The 17,786-nt window shown below is 67.7% G+C and carries 15 protein-coding genes; 7 read left to right on the forward strand and 8 right to left on the reverse strand.

What is annotated here, in order from left to right; genetic code table 11:
* The first annotated feature begins 219 nt into the window (after positions 1-219).
* The 4 genes from glgX to CY658_RS28315 all read left to right on the forward strand — a co-directional run bounded on the left by glgX (position 220) and on the right by CY658_RS28315 (position 7,724).
* Positions 220-2,295 carry a glycogen debranching protein GlgX gene (glgX, locus tag CY658_RS28300; RefSeq protein ID WP_101493345.1) on the forward strand — a complete coding sequence of 692 codons (2,076 nt, stop codon included), beginning with the start codon at positions 220-222 and terminating at the stop codon, positions 2,293-2,295.
* Between the two features lie 85 nt (positions 2,296-2,380).
* Positions 2,381-3,715 carry a glucose-1-phosphate adenylyltransferase gene (glgC, locus tag CY658_RS28305; RefSeq protein WP_101493346.1) on the forward strand — a complete coding sequence of 445 codons (1,335 nt, stop codon included), beginning with the start codon at positions 2,381-2,383 and terminating at the stop codon, positions 3,713-3,715.
* A 13-nt stretch (positions 3,716-3,728) separates the two neighbouring features.
* Positions 3,729-5,198: a glycogen synthase GlgA gene (glgA, locus tag CY658_RS28310; protein WP_101493347.1), complete on the forward strand. Its 1,470-nt coding sequence runs from the start codon at positions 3,729-3,731 to the stop codon at positions 5,196-5,198.
* 42 nt (positions 5,199-5,240) lie between these two features.
* On the forward strand, positions 5,241-7,724 hold the full coding sequence (locus tag CY658_RS28315; RefSeq protein ID WP_101493348.1) for a glycogen/starch/alpha-glucan phosphorylase: 2,484 nt from the start codon (positions 5,241-5,243) through the stop codon (positions 7,722-7,724).
* 141 nt (positions 7,725-7,865) lie between these two features.
* Here CY658_RS28315 and CY658_RS28325 read toward each other — a convergent pair whose 3' ends face one another.
* The 4 genes from CY658_RS28325 to CY658_RS28340 all read right to left on the reverse strand — a co-directional run bounded on the left by CY658_RS28325 (position 7,866) and on the right by CY658_RS28340 (position 10,705).
* On the reverse strand, positions 7,866-8,330 hold the full coding sequence (locus CY658_RS28325; RefSeq protein ID WP_101493350.1) for an ExbD/TolR family protein: 465 nt from the start codon (positions 8,328-8,330) through the stop codon (positions 7,866-7,868).
* Between the two features lie 17 nt (positions 8,331-8,347).
* Positions 8,348-9,043 carry a MotA/TolQ/ExbB proton channel family protein gene (locus tag CY658_RS28330; RefSeq protein ID WP_101493351.1) on the reverse strand — a complete coding sequence of 232 codons (696 nt, stop codon included), beginning with the start codon at positions 9,041-9,043 and terminating at the stop codon, positions 8,348-8,350.
* Positions 9,044-9,166: 123 nt separating this feature from the next.
* Positions 9,167-9,967, reverse strand: a complete 801-nt coding sequence (gene dapB / locus CY658_RS28335) for a 4-hydroxy-tetrahydrodipicolinate reductase (RefSeq protein ID WP_099797352.1) — start codon at positions 9,965-9,967, stop codon at positions 9,167-9,169.
* Positions 9,968-10,141: 174 nt separating this feature from the next.
* Positions 10,142-10,705: an outer membrane protein assembly factor BamE gene (locus CY658_RS28340; protein WP_101493352.1), complete on the reverse strand. Its 564-nt coding sequence runs from the start codon at positions 10,703-10,705 to the stop codon at positions 10,142-10,144.
* A gap of 85 nt (positions 10,706-10,790) precedes the next feature.
* Here CY658_RS28340 and fur point away from each other — a divergent pair, with 85 nt between their 5' ends.
* Positions 10,791-11,210 carry a ferric iron uptake transcriptional regulator gene (gene fur / locus CY658_RS28345; RefSeq protein ID WP_056584276.1) on the forward strand — a complete coding sequence of 140 codons (420 nt, stop codon included), beginning with the start codon at positions 10,791-10,793 and terminating at the stop codon, positions 11,208-11,210.
* A 68-nt stretch (positions 11,211-11,278) separates the two neighbouring features.
* Here fur and hprK read toward each other — a convergent pair whose 3' ends face one another.
* The 4 genes from hprK to CY658_RS28365 all read right to left on the reverse strand — a co-directional run bounded on the left by hprK (position 11,279) and on the right by CY658_RS28365 (position 15,764).
* Positions 11,279-12,238: an HPr(Ser) kinase/phosphatase gene (gene hprK, locus CY658_RS28350; protein ID WP_062481041.1), complete on the reverse strand. Its 960-nt coding sequence runs from the start codon at positions 12,236-12,238 to the stop codon at positions 11,279-11,281.
* A 99-nt stretch (positions 12,239-12,337) separates the two neighbouring features.
* Complete coding sequence (locus tag CY658_RS28355) at positions 12,338-12,805, reverse strand: PTS sugar transporter subunit IIA (RefSeq protein ID WP_042581318.1); 468 nt, start codon at positions 12,803-12,805, stop codon at positions 12,338-12,340.
* 192 nt (positions 12,806-12,997) lie between these two features.
* Entirely contained in the window at positions 12,998-13,327 is a 330-nt protein-coding gene (gene hpf, locus CY658_RS28360; protein WP_101493353.1) for a ribosome hibernation-promoting factor, HPF/YfiA family, read from the reverse strand.
* Positions 13,328-13,646: 319 nt separating this feature from the next.
* Positions 13,647-15,764, reverse strand: a complete 2,118-nt coding sequence (locus tag CY658_RS28365) for an ATP-dependent helicase (RefSeq protein WP_101493354.1) — start codon at positions 15,762-15,764, stop codon at positions 13,647-13,649.
* A 225-nt stretch (positions 15,765-15,989) separates the two neighbouring features.
* On the opposite strand from CY658_RS28365, the gene corA reads away from it, so the two are divergent.
* Together corA and CY658_RS28375 are read left to right on the forward strand one after the other, a co-directional pair.
* Positions 15,990-16,976 carry a magnesium/cobalt transporter CorA gene (corA, locus tag CY658_RS28370; protein WP_101493355.1) on the forward strand — a complete coding sequence of 329 codons (987 nt, stop codon included), beginning with the start codon at positions 15,990-15,992 and terminating at the stop codon, positions 16,974-16,976.
* 56 nt (positions 16,977-17,032) lie between these two features.
* Positions 17,033-17,785 carry a YoaK family protein gene (locus tag CY658_RS28375; RefSeq protein ID WP_099794714.1) on the forward strand — a complete coding sequence of 251 codons (753 nt, stop codon included), beginning with the start codon at positions 17,033-17,035 and terminating at the stop codon, positions 17,783-17,785.
* Position 17,786 lies beyond the last annotated feature (1 nt).

Raw genomic sequence — 17,786 nt, forward strand, 5'->3', positions numbered from 1 at the left:
CGTTTCGCGGATCAGGGCTCGCAGCTGTTTGAGCGAAGCGAGTTCTGCGAGACCCCGCGAAACGCGAGCACCGCAGGTTGCCCGCAGCGAAGCGGAGGGTCGCAGACAGTGGGGTCGCCTTTTCTTTGCTTACTTTCTTTTGGCGAAGCAAAAGAAAGTGAGTCGCCCGCCGGGGCGAGTCCCGGCCTCGGAAAACAAACCCGCAGGGAAGCCAACAACATGCTGAGCCCAGGCAGCCCCCTCCCTTTGGGCGCAATCCCATCGCAGCAAGGCGTCAACTTCGCAATCGCAGCCCCATCAGCAAGCAAAGTAGAACTCTGCCTCTTCGACAGCACAGGCCAGAGCGAACAGCAGCGCCTAACGCTCCCAGAATGCACAGACGGCATCTGGCACGGCCTGCTCCCCAACGCAAGACCAGGCCTGATCTACGGCTACCGAGTCCACGGCCCCTGGGCCCCCGCAGAAGGACAGCGCTTCAACCCCGCCAAGCTCCTCCTCGACCCCTACGCCCGAGAAATCCTCGGCCACTACAACGGCAGCGACCTCTTCCTGGGCCACGCCCCCACAAACCCAACCCAACGCGACACCCGAGACAACGCCCCGATAGCACTCAAAGCCCGCGTCACAGCAACCAACAACACACCCCCAACAACAGGCCGCGCCCACATCCCCCCCAGCGACCGCGTCCTCTACGAGTTGCACATCCGCAGCCTCACCCACCAACACCCGGGCGTACCCGAACCCTTGCGCGGCACCTACGCAGGCCTAGCCGAACCCGCCGTCCTCGACCACTTGCAACGCCTGGGCATCACCACCCTCAGCCTCATGCCCGTGCAGCACCGCGCCGACGAACCGCGCCTGCTGGCAGGAGGCCTGACCAACCACTGGGGCTACAACACCATCGGCTGGTTCGCACCCGAGGCGCGCTTCTGGAGCGGCCGCCCCGGCACCACGCCCGCCAGCGAGTTCCGCGCTATGGCCGATGCGGTGCATGCGCGCGGCATGGAACTGGTGATCGACGTGGTCTACAACCACAGCGCCGAGAGCGACGAACTCGGCCCGACGCTCTCGCTGCGCGGCATCGACAACGCCCTGTACTACCACCTGCGCACCGACGACCGCGCCCTGTACGAGAACTGGGCCGGCACCGGCAACTGCCTCAACCTCGGCGAGCCGCGCGTGCTGCAACTCGTGATGGACAGCCTGCGCTTCTGGGCCTGCGAAATGGGCGTCGACGGCTTCCGCTTCGACCTCGCCCCCGTGCTGGGCCGCGACGCGCAGCGCGGCTTCGATGCGCGCGCGCCCTTCTTCGCGGCCATCGCGCAAGACCCGGTGCTGTCGCGCACGCTGCGCATCGCCGAGCCCTGGGACATCGGCCCCGGCGGCTACCGGCTCGGCGAGTTCCCGCCCGGCTGGCTCGAATGGAACGACCGCTTCCGCGACACGCAACGCGGCTTCTGGCTGCGCCAGGGGCGCGAGGGCGCCACCGGGCTGGGCGACTTCGCGCACCGCTTCACCGCCTCCAGCGCGAGCTTCGCGCACGATGGCCGCGCACCGACCGCGAGCGTCAACTTCATCACCGCGCACGACGGCTTCACGCTGCGCGACCTCGTGAGCTACGCGTCGCGCCACAACCTCGCCAACGGCGAAGACAACCGCGACGGCCATGCCCACAACCTGAGCACCAACTGCGGTGTCGAAGGCCCGAGCGACGACCCCGCCGTGCGCGCACTGCGCGCCCGCCTGCAGCGCACGCTGCTCGCCACGCTGCTGCTGTCCCAGGGCACCCCGATGCTGCTGGCCGGCGACGAACTCGGCCACAGCCAGAACGGCAACAACAACGCTTACTGCCAGGACAACGAGACCACCTGGCTCAACTGGATCGGGCTGTCCGACCCGGCCAGCGAACGCGCGCGCCTGACTGCGTTCGTCGCGCGCCTCACGGCCCTGCGGCGCGAAGCACCGGCGCTGCGCAGCGCGCACTGGTGGCCTGCCGAGCCGCCGGCCGGCGCCCCGCCGGGCCTGCGCTGGCTGCGCCCCGACGGCCAGCCGATGGCGCCGGCCGACTGGCGCGCAGGCACAGCCCTTGCGATCCTGTTCGGGCATGCCGAGGACGCCTGGCTGGTGCTGGTGAATGCGGGCCCGAACCCCGTCACCTTCACGCTGCCGAATGGCGGCTGGCGCTGCTGCCTTGCCACCGATGCCGAAGACCCCGATGACCTGCGCACCGCGCCCCGCCCGCTGGGTCGCGTGGCCGAGGTGCCGGTTTCGAGCCTCTGGCTTGCAAGAACGTAGGAGCCAAGCCCACGGCGCAGTGCCAGACTCGGTGCGGACACTCTGACGACGACGAATTCAACAAAGCGAACGAACGGAGACACAGATGGACAAGCTCAACACCCGGGCCGCACAGGCCCCGCAGGCGCCCCTGCAGGCCCATCAACTGGTCCGCCGCACCATCGCGCTGGTGCTGGCCGGCGGCCGGGGCTCGCGCCTCAAGCAGCTCACCGATCGCCGCGCCAAGCCGGCCGTGTACTTCGGCGGCAAGTTCCGCATCATCGATTTCGCACTGTCCAACTGCCTGAACTCCGGCATCCGGCGCATGGCGGTGGTCACGCAGTACAAGTCGCACTCGCTCATGCGCCACCTGCAGCGCGGCTGGAGTTTTTTGCGTGCCGAGCTCAACGAGATGGTCGACGTGCTGCCCGCGCAGCAGCGCATGGGCGACGAGCACTGGTACCGCGGCACGGCCGATGCGGTGTTCCAGAACCTGGACATCATCAGCACCCGCTCCACGCCGCACGACTACGTGGTGGTGCTGGCCGGCGACCACATCTACAAGATGGACTACTCCGTCATGCTCAAGGACCACGCCGAGCGCGGCCTGGGCTGCACGGTCGGCTGCATCGAGGTGCCGCGCATGGAGGCCACGGCCTTCGGCGTGATGGCGGTGGACGACGGCCGGCAGATCACCAGCTTTCTCGAGAAGCCGGCCGATCCGCCCGCCATGCCCGGCCACCCCGACATGGCGCTGGCCAGCATGGGCATCTACATCTTCGATTCGGCCTACCTGTACCGGCTGCTCGAGGAAGACAACGCCAACCCCGATTCGAGCCACGACTTCGGCAAGGACATCATCCCGCGCGCCGTGGCCGAGGGCCGCGCGCTGGCGCATCCGTTCAGCATGTCGTGCGTCACGCGCGCCTCGCGCGGGCCCGACGCCAAGGCCTACTGGCGCGACGTGGGCACGATTGATGCATTCTGGGCAGCCAACCTCGACCTGGCCTCGATCACCCCGGAGCTCGACATCTATGACACGGACTGGCCCATCTGGACCTACCAGCGGCAGCTGCCGCCGGCCAAGTTCGTGCTCGACCGCGAGGGCAAGCACGGCATGACGGTCAACACCATCGTCTCGGGCGGCTGCATCGTCTCGGGCTCGAAGATCAGCAGTGCGGTGCTGTTCTCGGGCGTGCGCATCCATTCCTTCTGCGAGATCAACGAAGCCGTGCTGCTGCCCGACGTGGAAGTGGGCCGCGGCTGCCGGCTGAACCGCGTGGTGATCGACCGCGGCTGCGTGATCCCCGACGAGACGGTGATCGGCGAAGACGCCGAGGCCGATGCCGCGCGCTTCGAGCGCACCGAAACGGGCGTGGTGCTGGTCACGCGCGAAATGCTGCACCGGCTGGCGCCCGACCCCGTGCCCGCCGCCGTTTAATAAGCGAAGCACGATGCGCATCCTGCAGGTCAGCGCCGAGCTGTTTCCCCTCCTCAAGACCGGCGGCCTGGCGGACATCGCCGGCGCCCTGCCCCTGGCGCTCATGGCCGCGGGGCAGGACGCGCGCGCGCTGCTGCCAGGCTTTCCCGCCATCATCGCCGGCGTGCGCGACCTGACGCCGGTGGCCGAGTTCACCGCGCCCTGGGGCGAGCGCTTCGGCCTGCGCGCCGGGCATGTGGCCATCGCAGGCGCAGCGCCGCTTCCCACGTACGTGATCGACGCGCCCGCGCTCTACGACCGGCCCGGCAATCCGTATGAAGACACCGCGCGCCAACCCTACAGCGACAACCACCGCCGCTTCGCGCTGCTGGGCTGGGCCGCAGCGCAGCTCGCGCAGGGGCTCGACCCCGCCTGGCGGCCCGACGTCGTGCACGCGCACGACTGGCACGCAGCGCTCGCGCCCGCCTACCTGTCTTTCGCGCGGCGCGCGGGCGGCCCGCGCACGGGCACCGTGTTCACCGTGCACAACCTCGCCTACCAGGGCCTGTTCGCGCCGAAGCACTTCGCCGAACTCGGCCTGCCGGCGTCGGCCTTCCACATGAACGGTCTCGAGTACCACGGTCAGGTCTCCTTCATGAAGGGCGGCCTGTGCTTCGCCGACCAGCTCACCACCGTGAGCCCGACCTACGCGCTCGAAATCCAGACGCCCGAACAGGGCTGCGGCCTCGACGGCCTGCTGCGCCAGCGCAGCAACGTGCTCAGCGGCATCCTCAACGCGGTGGACGACCAGGTCTGGAACCCGTCCACCGACGCCGCGCTGGTGCAGGGCTACCAGACACCCGAAGGCCGCCACATGGCCGGCAAGGCGCGCTGCAAGTCGGTGCTGCAGCGCCAGCTGGGGCTGGCCGAGCGCCCCGACGCGCCGCTGTTCATCGTGGTGAGCCGGCTCACCGAGCAGAAGGGCCTGCACCTCGTGCTCGGCGGCCTCGACATGCTGCTCGCCAAAGGCGGACAGCTCGCGCTGCTCGGCAGCGGCGAGGGCTGGCTCGAAGAAGCTTTTCGCCAGCGCGCCGCAACGGCGCCCGAATCGGTGAGCGTCACCATCGGCTACGACGAGACACTCGCGCACCAGCTCTTCGGCGCAGGCGACGTGACGCTCGTGCCTTCGCTGTTCGAGCCCTGCGGCCTCACGCAGATGTACGGCCTGAAGTACGGCAGCCTGCCGCTGGTGCGCCGCGTGGGCGGGCTGGCCGACACGGTGGTCAATTGCACGCTGGAAGACATGGCCAGCGGCGCGGCCACCGGCTTCGTGTTCGACCGCTTCGAAGACGCCGACTACGACCGCGCCCTGCGCCGCGCCTTCGCGCTGTACGAACGCGCCGCCGACTGGCGCCGCGTGCGCGGCAATGCCATGCGGCGCCCGGCCGACTGGGGCACCGCAGCCGCGCAGTACATCGATGTGTATCAACGGGCGTTGGCCTGAACGATCACCCCCACCCCACAACCCACCCCGAGAACGCCCCCCATGACGATCAAGGACTTCGCCTACGACCACCCCGACCGCGACGTTGCCGCCTTCAAGCGCGCGGTGGCCAACAAGCTGATCTACGCCGTCGGCAAGGACCCCGTGGCCGCCAGCCCCGACGACTGGCTGCACGCCACCGCGCTGGCCGTGCGCGACCAGCTCGTCGAGCGCTGGATGACGACCACGCGCGCCAACTACGCGCAGGACCTCAAGCGCGTGTACTACCTGTCGATGGAGTTCCTCATCGGGCGCACTTTTACCAACGCGCTGCTCGCCGTCGACCTGTACGGCATCGTGCGCGAGGCGCTGGCCGACTTCGGCGTCGACATGGCGGCGCTGGCCGAGCGCGAACCCGATGCGGCGCTCGGCAACGGCGGCCTGGGGCGGCTCGCCGCCTGCTTTCTCGATTCGATGGCCACGCTCGGCGTGCCCGGCATGGGCTACGGCATCCGCTACGAATACGGCATGTTCCGCCAGCAGATCGTCAACGGCCAGCAGGTCGAAACGCCCGACTACTGGCTCACGCGCGGCAACCCGTGGGAGTTCCAGCGGCCCGAGGTGAACTACCGCGTGCGCTTCGGCGGCCGCGTGCAAAAGCGCGAAGGCACCAATGCGCCCTACGGCGCGGCCGACTGGGTCGACACGCACGACGTGCGCGCCGTCGCCTACGACACGATCATTCCCGGCTACGGCACGCAGGCCACCAACACCTTGCGGCTGTGGTCGGCGCGCGCCACCGAAGAGATCGACCTCTCGGCCTTCAACCGCGGCAACTACATGCAGGCGGTGGAGAGCAAGAACCACTCCGAGAACGTGTCGCGCGTGCTCTACCCCGACGACTCCACGCCCTCGGGCCGCGAGCTGCGGCTGCATCAGGAGTATTTTTTCTGCAGCGCCAGCGTGCAGGATTTGTTGCGCCGCTACCTGCGCAATCACACGAGCTTCGACCAGCTGTCCGAAAAAGTCAGCATCCATCTGAACGACACGCACCCGGTGTTGGCCGTGCCCGAGCTCATGCGCCTGCTGCTCGACGAGCACGGCCTGGCGTGGGATGTGGCCTGGGGCCACACGCAGAAGGTGTTCAGCTACACCAACCACACGCTGATGCACGAGGCACTGGAGACCTGGCCGGTCGAGATGCTCGGGCGCATCCTGCCGCGTCACCTGCAGATCATTTACGACATCAACGCGAAGTTCCTGGCCACGGTGACGCAGAAGGTGGGCAACGACGTCGAGCTGATGCGCCGGCTGTCGCTGGTCGATGAAGCGGGCGAGCGGCGCGTGCGCATGGCCTATGTGGCGGTGCTGGCCAGCCACTCGATCAACGGCGTGTCGGGGCTGCACTCGGAGCTGATGAAGCAGTCGATCTTTTCCGACTTTGCCAAGATCTTTCCCGAGCGCTTCAACAACAAGACCAACGGCGTCACGCCGCGCCGCTGGCTCGCGCAGGCCAACCCGCCACTGGCCGCGCTGCTCGACCAGCGCATCGGCAAGGGCTGGCGGCGCGACCTGTCGCAGCTCGAAGCGTTGCGGCCGATGGTCGCGCAGCCCGCCTTCGTGCGCGCCTTTCGCCATGCCAAGCGCGAGAACAAGCTGCGGCTGGCCAACTGGGTCGGCGAGCACCTGAAGCTCGACCTGGACACCGACGCGATGTTCGACGTGCAGGTCAAGCGCATCCACGAGTACAAGCGGCAGCTGCTCAACGTGCTGCACGTGATCGCGCGCTACCACCGCATCCTCGATGCGCAGGCCAGCGGTGCGTCGGTCGACATCGTGCCGCGCGTGGTCGTGTTCGCGGGCAAGGCCGCTTCGGCCTACGCGATGGCCAAGCAGGTGATCCGCCTCATCAACGACGTGGCGGCCACCGTGAACGCCGACGCGCGCGTGGGCAAGCTGCTGAAGGTGGTGTTTTTGCCGAACTACAGCGTGAGCCTGGCCGAGATCATCATGCCGGCGGCCGACCTGTCGGAGCAGATTTCCACCGCGGGCACCGAGGCCTCGGGCACGGGCAACATGAAGTTCGCGCTCAACGGCGCGCTCACCATCGGCACGCTCGATGGCGCCAACGTCGAAATGCGCGAGAACGTCGGCCCCGAGAACATCTTCATCTTCGGCCACACCACGCCCGAGGTGGCCGACATCCGCGCCCGCGGCTACCAGCCGCGCGAGATCTACGAAGACAACGCCGAACTCAAACGCGTGCTCGACGCCATCCGCGACGGCGCGTTCTCACCGGGCGAGCCGGCGCGCTACCAGGGCATCTACGACGCGCTCGTGAACTGGGGCGACCACTACCTGCTGCTGGCCGACTACGCGAGCTACGTGGCCAAGCAGGCCGAGGTCGATGCGCTGTACCGCGACGCGGACGCGTGGACGCACATGGCGATCCTCAATGTGGCGGGGATGGGCGCGTTCTCGTCGGACCGGACGATCGCGGAGTACGCGCATGAGATCTGGCATACGAAGCCCGTGGTGCTGAGCTGAGCCTTTGGGTATTTCTCCCTCCCCTTCCGGGGGAGGGCGGGGTGGGGGCACAGCGGCGTTCGATGAACCACTGCCGTGAATCGGAGGCCGCTGTGCCCCCATCCCAACCTTCCCCCGGAAGGGGAAGGAGCAAAGCCGGAATCAGCGCGGTTTTGCTGCTTCGGCCTCGGTCACGAACCCGATCCGGTTCAACCCGGCCTTGTTCGCGATCCCCATCAGCGCCACCACCTTGCCATAGGGCACGGTCTGGTCGGCGCGCAATTGCACCTCGGTGTCCTTGCTGTCGGCGGCGGCCTTCTCGAGCTGGGCCGTCAGTTCTTCATCGGTCACGGGCTTGTCGTTGAAGAAAGTCTTGCCCGACGCATCGACCGACAGGCTCACAAACTTGGGCGTGTCGCTGGGCTGGCCCGCGTCGGTCTGCGGCAGGTCGAGCTTGATCGAGCTGGCCATCAGCGGCGCGGTGATGATGAAGATCACCAGCAGCACCAGCATCACGTCGACCAGCGGCGTGACGTTGATGTCGGACAGCGGGCGCTGCCCGCCCGCGCCCACGGCACGCCCGCCGCCTGCGGCGCTGCTGCCTAGCGATGTGCGTCCGAAGGCCATGGCGTGTGTGCTGCTCTCTAAACGGGCATCGGCCGCACAGGCGGCGGTGCGGCGGGCTTCGGCGCTTCGCCGAAGCTGCCGAGCAGGTCGTGCGCGAAGCCTTCGAGCTCGGCCTCGACGCGGCCCACGACACGGCCGAACACGTTGTAGGCCAGCACGGCCGGAATGGCGACGGCGAGGCCGAAGGCCGTCATGACGAGCGCCTCGCCGACCGGGCCGGCCACCTTGTCGATGGTGAAGCCGCCGGTCTGGCCCGCGATGCCCGCCAGCGCGCCGTAGATGCCCCAGACGGTGCCAAGCAGGCCGACGAAGGGCGCGGTGGCGCCGACAGTGGCCAGCAGGATCTGCCCGGCCTGCAGGCGCCGCAACGCGCCGTGCAGCGCACCGCGCAGCACGCGCGTGAGGCGTTGGTTGCGATCGACCGTGGCGCCCAGCGTGCCGCCGGGGACTTCGGTGGCGGCCTGGCGCAGCGCGGCCACGGCGGGGCGCACGAGTTCGGCGCGGTCGAAGGCCTGGAGCTTCTGCTCGGCCTCGACCAGGGTGGCCGATTGCCAGAACGCCGCGATGCTGCGCAGCACGTCGCGCGTGCCGCCGCGCAGCAACCAGGCTTTCCAGAGGATCACAACCCAGCTGGCGATTGACATCGCAAGCAGCAGCGCGGCCACCGAACGGCTGACGCCGTCACCGTGGGTCAGCAGCTCAAGAACGCTCACAAGGCCCCCCAGTCATGGTTTTTTCGCGAAACACCGCGGAACCGGCTTTGCCGGGCCGCTGGTGTTGCCCCCGGAAGGGGGTTGGCGTAGCGACACGAAGTGCGCGAAGACTGGGGGTGAGCTTCATCTCAGGCCCAGCACGTCGAACATGTCGAACAGGCCGTTGCGCTGGCCGCCCAGGAAGCGCACCGCACGCAGCGCGCCCTGCGCGTAGGTCACGCGGCTGGACGACTTGTGGGAGATTTCGATGCGCTCGCCGATGCCCGCGAACAGCACGGTGTGGTCGCCCACGATGTCGCCGCCGCGGATGGTGGCGAAGCCGATGGTCGACGGGTCGCGCTCGCCCGTGATGCCTTCGCGGCCGTACACGGCGCAGTCCTTGAGGTCACGGCCCAGCGCGTCGGCGATCACTTCGCCCATCTTGAGCGCGGTGCCCGAGGGGGCGTCGACCTTGAAGCGGTGGTGGGCCTCGACGATCTCGATGTCGTAGCCGGTGGCCATCGCGCGGGCGGCCATGTCGAGCAGCTTGAGCGTGACGTTGACGCCCACGCTCATGTTGGGCGCCATCATGATGGCGATGTCTTTGGCGATCTCGGCGATCTCGGCCTTCTGCGCGTCGCTGAAGCCGGTGGTGCCGATCACGGCCTGCACGCCCAGTTCGCGGCACACGGCGAGGTGCGCCATGGTGCCTTCGGGGCGGGTGAAGTCGATGAGCACCTGCGCGTCTTGCAGGCCGGTGCGCAGGTCGGCCACGATGGGCACGCCGCTGGTGAAGCCCAGGAAGGCTGCGGCATCGGCGCCGAGGGCGGCGCTGCCTGCGATGTCGAGCGCGCCGGCCAGGCGGCAGTCGGGCGCGTTGCGCACGGCTTCGATCAGCATGTGGCCCATGCGGCCCGAGGCGCCGGCAATCGCGACCCGACGCAGCGCGGGGGCGGATGAAGAAGAAACGGAAGTGGGGGTGGTGGTCGGTTCAGTCACGGCGATTCAGTCTTTGAAAAGTCCCTACGGGAGCCATGGACACCGACGCAAGCCAACCACCGGTCCGGCGGGCACCGCCCGCAGGTGGGGAGGCCGCCGCCGGAGCCCTGCCGCGCACGCTCAGCGCGCGGCTTCGAGCGGGGGGTAGGCGGCCGGCAGCGCGGGCACGGGGGCCGCCGGGGTGCCGGTGGTGTCGGCTTTCTTGTCGTCCTTGGCGGGCGCAAATTTCTTGAGCTCGTCTTCGGTGGCTTCGAGCTGCGGCACCTTGCCGGTCTTGCGGCGGGTGTCGAGCGTGGCGACGAACTCTTCTTCGCTGGGCATCTCGTCGCCCTGGAAGCGGTCCATGAGTTCACCGTTGAAGAACACGGTCAGGCGGCGCTCCTGCGGATCGACGCCCTGGCGGCGGATCGTGAAGACGTAGTCCCAGCGGTTGGCGTGGAAGACGTCGTTCAGCAGCGAGGTGCCGAGGATCTCGCGCACCTGTTGGCGCGACATGCCGGGCTTGAGTGCCGCGACCTGTTCCTTCGACACGAAATTGCCCTGCACCACTTCGACTTTATAGGGGGTGACGGCAGACAGCGCGCCACGCGTGCGTTCGCTGAAACCGCTGCAGGCACCGAGGGCGAGCGTCGCCGCAATGGCAGCAACCAGCAACCAGGGCCGGCGTTGGAGGATGGCAGGCATGGGAGAAGAGGGGGTAGCGATATGATCGAACATTGTAGCGGTCGAGCCTGAAGGCCCGGCCTCAGCCCAGGGCGCAGGAACCATCATGGCCAACATCGACGAACTCAAGAACACCGGCCTCAAGGCCACCTTGCCGCGACTGAAGATCCTCGAGATCTTCCAGACCGGCAGCCAGCGGCACATGACAGCGGAAGACGTCTTTCGCGTGCTGCTCAACGAACACTCCGACATCGGACTGGCCACCGTGTACCGCGTGCTCACGCAGTTCGAACAGGCCGGCATCCTGGAGCGCAGCCACTTCGAAAGCGGCAAGGCGGTCTACGAGCTGAACGAAGGCACGCACCACGACCACCTGATCTGCACCTCGTGCGGCAAGGTCGAGGAGTTCTACGACGCCGAGATCGAGCGCCGCCAGCAGATGATCGCCAAGGACAAGGGCTGGATCCTGCAGGACCACGCCATGTCGCTGTACGGCCTGTGCGGCGATTGCGTCAAGAAGCGCTGACGCTGAAGACCTGCTGAAGCAGAACACGGCCCTTCCAGCCCTTCAGCTGGAAGGGCTTTTTTCTTTGCTCAGTCCGGATCGCGCCCGCTCTCCATCGCCTTGTGGTGGCGCGCCACGAAGTCGGCATAGGTGTCGATGCCGCGCAGCTGCAGGATCGAATTGCGCACCGCCGCCTCCACCAGCACGGCGATGTTGCGCCCCGCCACCACCTGGATGATGACCTTGCGCACCGGGATGCCCAGCACATCCTGCGTGAGCGGCGCCGAGGGCATGCGCTCGTAGTCGCGCTCGAAGCTGTCGCGCCGCACGAGGTGCACGATGAGCTTCAGCCGCATCTTCCGGCGCACCGCCGTCTCGCCGAAGATCGCACGGATGTCCAGCAGGCCGATGCCGCGCACTTCCAGCAGGTTCAGCAGCAGGTCGGGGCAGCGGCCCTCGATGGTGTTCTGGTTGATGCGGTACAGGTCGACCGCGTCGTCAGCCACGAGGCCGTTGCCGCGCGAAATCAGCTCCAGGCCGAGCTCGCTTTTCCCCAGACCCGACTCGCCCGTGATCATCACGCCCATGCCCAGGATGTCCATGAACACGCCATGCATCGAGGTGCGTTCGGCGAAGTGCTTGGACAGGTAGGCGCGCAGCAGGTCGATCACGAAGGCCGACGATTCGCGCGTGGCAAAGAGCGGCAGCTGGGCGCGCTCGCAGATCGACAGCAGCTCGTCGGGCGCGGCCTGGCCGTCGGCCAGCACCAGCATCGGCGGCTCCAGCGTGACGATGCGCCCGATGCGGCGCACGCAGTCTTCCTTGCTGCCGCGCGTGAGGTAGGCCACCTCGCGCGCGCCCAGAATCTGCACGCGGTACGGGTGGATGTAGTTCAGGTAGCCGACCAGGTCGGCGGCCGACTGCGCGCGGCTGATGACATCGGGGTCGAACTGGCGCTCCGAGGCGCCGAGCCCCGCGAGCCATTCCCAGCGGAGCGATCCGCGGAACTCCTCGAACATGGCATCGGCGCTGATGACGGTCGGCTTCATGCGTGCGGCGGCCGGCGCGGGACGCCGGCATTCTGGTCAGTGGAGGGAGAGAAAAGCGTCGCCGCAGCTTATCAGCAGCGGCAGGCCCGGCGCGTGCGCTCAGGCGACCTGGGTCGATTGCCAGCCGGCAATGAGGCCGTGCAGTGCGGCGGCGTCGGTGCTGGACTTGATCTGCTCGCGCAGGCCGGCGTCGCTCAACAGCTCGGCAATTTCAGACAGGATTTCGAGGTGCTTCTGCGTGGCCGCTTCGGGCACCAGCAGGAAGATCAGCAGCGCCACGGGCTGCTCGTCGGGAGCGTCGAAGCCGATGGGGTTCGCCAGCTGGAACACCGCGGCCATCGGCGCCTTGAGGCCCTTGATGCGGCCATGCGGAATGGCGACTCCGTGGCCCAGACCGGTGGAGCCGAGGCGCTCGCGCGCAAACAGGCTGTCGGTGATGAGGGCACGTCCCAGGCCGTGAAGGCTTTCGAACAGAAGACCAGCTTCTTCGAAAGCACGTTTCTTGCTGGTGGCGTCAACGCTCACGAGCACTTGAGCGGGCGGCAGGATGGACGCGAGGCGATTCATGGTGGGGTCAGGGCGGGGGCGATTATGCACCTCCTCGGTAAAAACCCCCAGTCCCCCTAATTACTTTCGTCTACATGTGTTGCCAAGAGGCGTCGCCTCCTCTGGAGGCCTTTGCAAAGCCCCACCAATGTGGTCGGACAAACAAAAGGCCGCCCGAAGGCGGCCTGAGATGCGGGGCGCGGGGCCCGGCGTTTACATCACGCGCTTGGGTGCCACGTGATGGTGGTCTTGCAGGCGATCCTTGTGGCGGACCACCTGGCGGTCGAGCTTGTCGACCAGCTCATCGACCGCGGCGTAGAGATCAGCGTGGCTCGATTCCGCGAACATGTCACTGCCCTTGACGTGGATGTTGCATTCCGCCTTTTGGCGGCGTTCCTTTTCCTTCTGCTTTTCCACCGTGAGGATCACCTTGACATCGACCACCTGGTCGAAATGTCGCGTGATCCGGTCCAGCTTGCTCGTGACGTAGGTGCGCAAGGCAGGTGTGACGTCGAGGTGATGACCGCTGATCGTCAAATTCATGAATGACCTCCTGAGAATTGACGGTTGGGGAAATGACCGCGCTCCGGGATGAAGCGTGGCCGGCGAAACAGGTGTGGGGGAGAACGGGAGAAGAGGAAGAAAGAGGTGAGAAAGGGGGCGGTCGGATTCACTATGCCCAAGCTGTCACGGTATTGCAATACCGGGGCTTGCCCGAGTGACGGGCTGGTGTATTGCATGCCCCAATCCGCTATTGATTCCATAGCTACCCCCGTGCAGGGGCATGCGGTTGCGGCGCTTTGGAAGCAAGTGTTTCCACGCAGCGCGTGCAGTGCCCCTCTCGCGCGAAGGGCCGGCCCGTTCAGCGCCAGGCGGCGCGCATGCGGTTGCGCAGGTCGATCACTGCAGCCGGCGGCGGCACGGCAGGCGGCAGCACCGGGGGCGGCGGCCAGGTCTGCAGCTCGAAGCCTGCCAGGTCGGACTCGGTGATGAAACGGGTGCGGTTGGCGTACAGGTGCCGGTCGCCGCGCGCCGCCTGCTGCGTGATGTGAAAGCGCTGCGGCATCACCAGGTGCAGGTGGTCGCGGGCCCGCGTCATCGCCACGTAGAGCAGGCGCCGCTCTTCTTCCAGCTCGTGCGCGCCCTGCGCCACGTCGGCCGGCATGCAGCCGTCGACCACGTTGATCACATGCACCGAGTTCCACTCCTGGCCCTTGGCCGAATGGATGGTCGACAGGATCAGGTAGTCCTCGTCGAGCAACGGCGGGCCGGGCCGGTCGCTCGTGGCTTCGGGCGGATCGAGCGTGAGTTCGGTAAGGAAGCGTTCGCGCGAGCCATAGCCGCCCGCCAGCCGCGCCAGCTGCTCGACGTCGGCACGCCGCACGCCCGAGGTGTCTTCGTACAGCCGCTCCAAGTGCGGCTGGTACCACTGCATCGCGACTTCCACGTCGGCCGGCCACTTCAGCGACGGCTCGCGCAAGGCGGCATAGGCCTGGGCGAAGTCGGCCCACTGTTCGCGCGCGGCCGACGGCGGCACGAAGTCGCGCACGGCCGCGGCCGGGTCGGCCGCCTGGTCCATCGCGTCGAGCAGGCGCGTGCCGGTGGCCGGGCCCACGCCGGGAATGAGCTGCGTGACGCGAAAGCCCGCCATGCGTCCGCGCGGGTTCTGCGCGAAACGCAGCACCGCGAGCAGGTCCTTCACGTGCGAGGCCTCGAGAAACTTGAGCCCACCGAACTTCACGAACGGGATGTTGCGCCGCGCCAGCTCCAGTTCGAGCGCCGCGCTGTGCGACGAGGTCCGAAACAGCACCGCCTGCGACTTCAGCGCCAGCCCGCCCTCGCGGTGCGCCAGGATCTTGTCGGCCACCCAGCGCGCCTGCCCGGCCTCGTCGGGCACGAGCACCAGCACCGGCTTGCCGGCCGAGGGCTTGTCGGTCCACAGCGTCTTGGCGTGCCGCTCGGCGGCCTGCGCGATGACGCGGTTCGACGCGTCGAGGATCGGCTGCGTCGAGCGGTAGTTGCGCTCCAGCGTGACGATGCGCGCCTCTTGCGAGAACTGCGAGGGAAAGTCGAGGATGTTGCGCACCGTGGCGCCGCGGAACGAGTAGATCGACTGCGCGTCGTCGCCCACCACCGTCACGCCGCGCCCGTCGGGCTTCATCGCCCGCAAGATCGCGGCCTGCAGCAGGTTGGTGTCCTGGTACTCGTCGACCAGCACATGGTCGAAGCGCGCGCCGACATGCGCGGCCAGCGCGGGCTCGGCGACCATTTCGGCCCAGTAGAGCAGCAGGTCGTCGTAGTCGAGCACGTTCTGCTGCTGCTTGGCCTCGACGTACGCGCCGAACAGCGTCTTGAGCTGGGCCTCCCACTCGGCGCACCAGGGAAAGCTGTCTTTCAGCACCTCGGCCAGCGGCGCGCGCGTGTTCACGCAGCGCGAGTAGATCGACAGGCAGGTGCCCTTGCGCGGAAAGCGGTTGACCGTGGACGACAGCCCCAGCTCGTGCCGCACCAGCCCCATGAGGTCTTCGGCGTCGCCGCGGTCGTGGATGGTGAAGTTCTCGTCGAGCCCGATCTGCGCGGCGTACTCGCGCAGCAGCCGCGCGCCGATGCCGTGGAAGGTGCCGGCCCACGGCAGCGCCGGCGGGCGCTCTGACTTCAGGCCCAGCACACGCGCCAGCACCTGGCCGGCGCGGCGCTCCATTTCCTGCGCGGCGCGGCGCGAGAAGGTGAGCAGCAGCAGCCGCTGCGGATCGACCCCGCCCGCGATCAGGTGCGCCACCCGGTGCGCCAGCGTGCTGGTCTTGCCCGACCCTGCGCCGGCGATCACGAGCAGCGGCCGGTGGTCTTCGCCGACCGCCGTACCCACGCCGTGCTCGACCGCCGCGCGCTGGTCGTCGTTGAGCGCGGCAAGCGCCGCGGCCAGACGCTCGGCTTGCGTCTTCGGTGCGGTGGAAACAATGGGGGGCGCAGCGGTCTGCATGGGCACGACTTTACTGTATGTCCGTCCAGTCCGAGTGCCTTGCCGCCCAATGGCCAGTGACATAATCGCGCCTCGCTGCAACCGGAGACTCCCCATGGAAACCGCCCCGTCTCGGCAGCTTTCAACTCCCTTCCGACGCCGCGCATGATGTACTGACGCCGGGTCTGCGGGAATTGAAAGCGCCCCTCCCTCGCCCATCGTTCAGTCATTCCCGGGAGTGAGCCCATGCTCAATATCTTTACGCTCGCCAACGGCCGCCTCGTCCAGGAAGAGATCGAGTCGCTCGAAGAGCTCTCCAAGTTCCAGCCGATCTGGGTCGATCTCGAGTCGCCCACGCTCGAAGAAAAGCGCTGGATCAAGCAGTACTACGGCCTCTCCATTCCCGAAGACGCGATGGACGAGGACATCGAGGAATCGGCCCGCTTCTACGAAGAAGACAACGGCGAGCTGCACATCCGCTCCGACTTCTTGATCGACGACGACGAAGACCCGCGCACGGTGCGCGTCGCCTTCATCCTCAACCAGCACAACACCGACCTGCGCAGCCGCGGCGTGCTGTTCTCGATCCACGACGAAGACGTGCCCGTGTTCCGCCTGCTGCGCATGCGCGCACGCCGCGCGCCGGGGCTGATCGAAGACGCGAAAGAAGTGATGCTCAAGCTCTTCGACGCCGACGCCGAATACTCGGCCGACACGCTGGAGAACATCTACGACGAGCTCGAAGTGGCCGGCAAGAAAGTGCTCTCGGGCAACGTCACCGACGAGCTGGCCGGCGAAGTGCTCGGCCTCATCGCGCGGCAGGAAGACTTGAACGGCCGCATCCGCCGCAACGTGATGGACACACGCCGCGCCGTGAGCTTCATGATGCGCAGCAAGATGCTCAACGCCGAGCAGTTCGAAGAGGCGCGGCAGATCCTGCGCGACATCGAATCGCTCGACAACCACACGGCGTTTCTCTTCGACAAGATCAACTTCCTGATGGATGCGACCGTCGGTTTCATCAACATCAACCAGAACAAGACCATCAAGATCTTCTCGGTGGCCAGCGTCGCGCTGTTGCCGCCCACGCTGATCGCGAGCATCTACGGCATGAACTTCAAGTACATGCCCGAGCTCGACTGGCAGGGCGGCTACCCGTACGCCCTGGCGCTGATGGCAGCGAGCGCGCTGGGGCCGATGTGGTACTTCCGCCGGCGCGGCTGGCTCAAGTAGGTCCGCGTACCGGGTGCTAGAGTGACTGTCGGCTGGCAGTTGACCTGGAGAGCCCCGTGCGCAGACTTCGTTTCCTCACCAATCGCCACCGCGCGCCGTCGACGAACACCGCGCTCGGCCTGTTGCTGGCCTTCAATGCCGGCGCCGTCAATGCGGGCGGCTTCCTCGTGCTGCACATGTACACCTCGCACATGACCGGCTTCGCCTCGCAGTTGGCGGATGGCATGGTGCTGGGCAACCTCACGCTGCTGTTGAACGCGGTGGGCGCGATCCTCGCGTTCGTGAGCGGCGCGGCGGTCTGCGCGGTGCTGGTGAACTGGGCGCGACAACATCGGCTGCATGGCGTGTATGCGCTGCCGCTGCTGCTGGAGGCCGCGCTGATGTTCCCGTTCGGGCTCGCCGGCGCCATCACGCTGACCTGGGCCACGCCGTTCGCGGTGCCGCTCACAGTGCTGCTGCTGTCGTTCATCATGGGGCTGCAGAACGCCGTGGCGTCGAAGACCTCGGGCGGCAGCACGCGCACCACCCACATGACCGGCAACATCACCGACGTGGGGATCGAGCTGGGCAAGATGCTCTACTGGAACCGGCGCGCGCCGTCCACACCGCTGCCGGTGCGCCACGACCGCAGCCGGCTGCGCCGCTGCGGCGGGCTGGTCGGCATGTTCGTGCTCGGAGGCGCGGTCGGCGCGCTGGGCTTCAAGCACGTGGGCTTCATCTGCGTCGTGCCACTGGCCGCGCTGCTGCTGGCACTGTCGATCCCGCCGCTGCTGCGCGACCTGCCGTCGCTGCGCCGGCTCGCGCCCTAAG

The sequence above is a fragment of the Variovorax sp. RO1 genome, from assembly GCF_002849325.1.
Taxonomy (GTDB): Bacteria; Pseudomonadota; Gammaproteobacteria; order Burkholderiales; family Burkholderiaceae_C; genus Variovorax.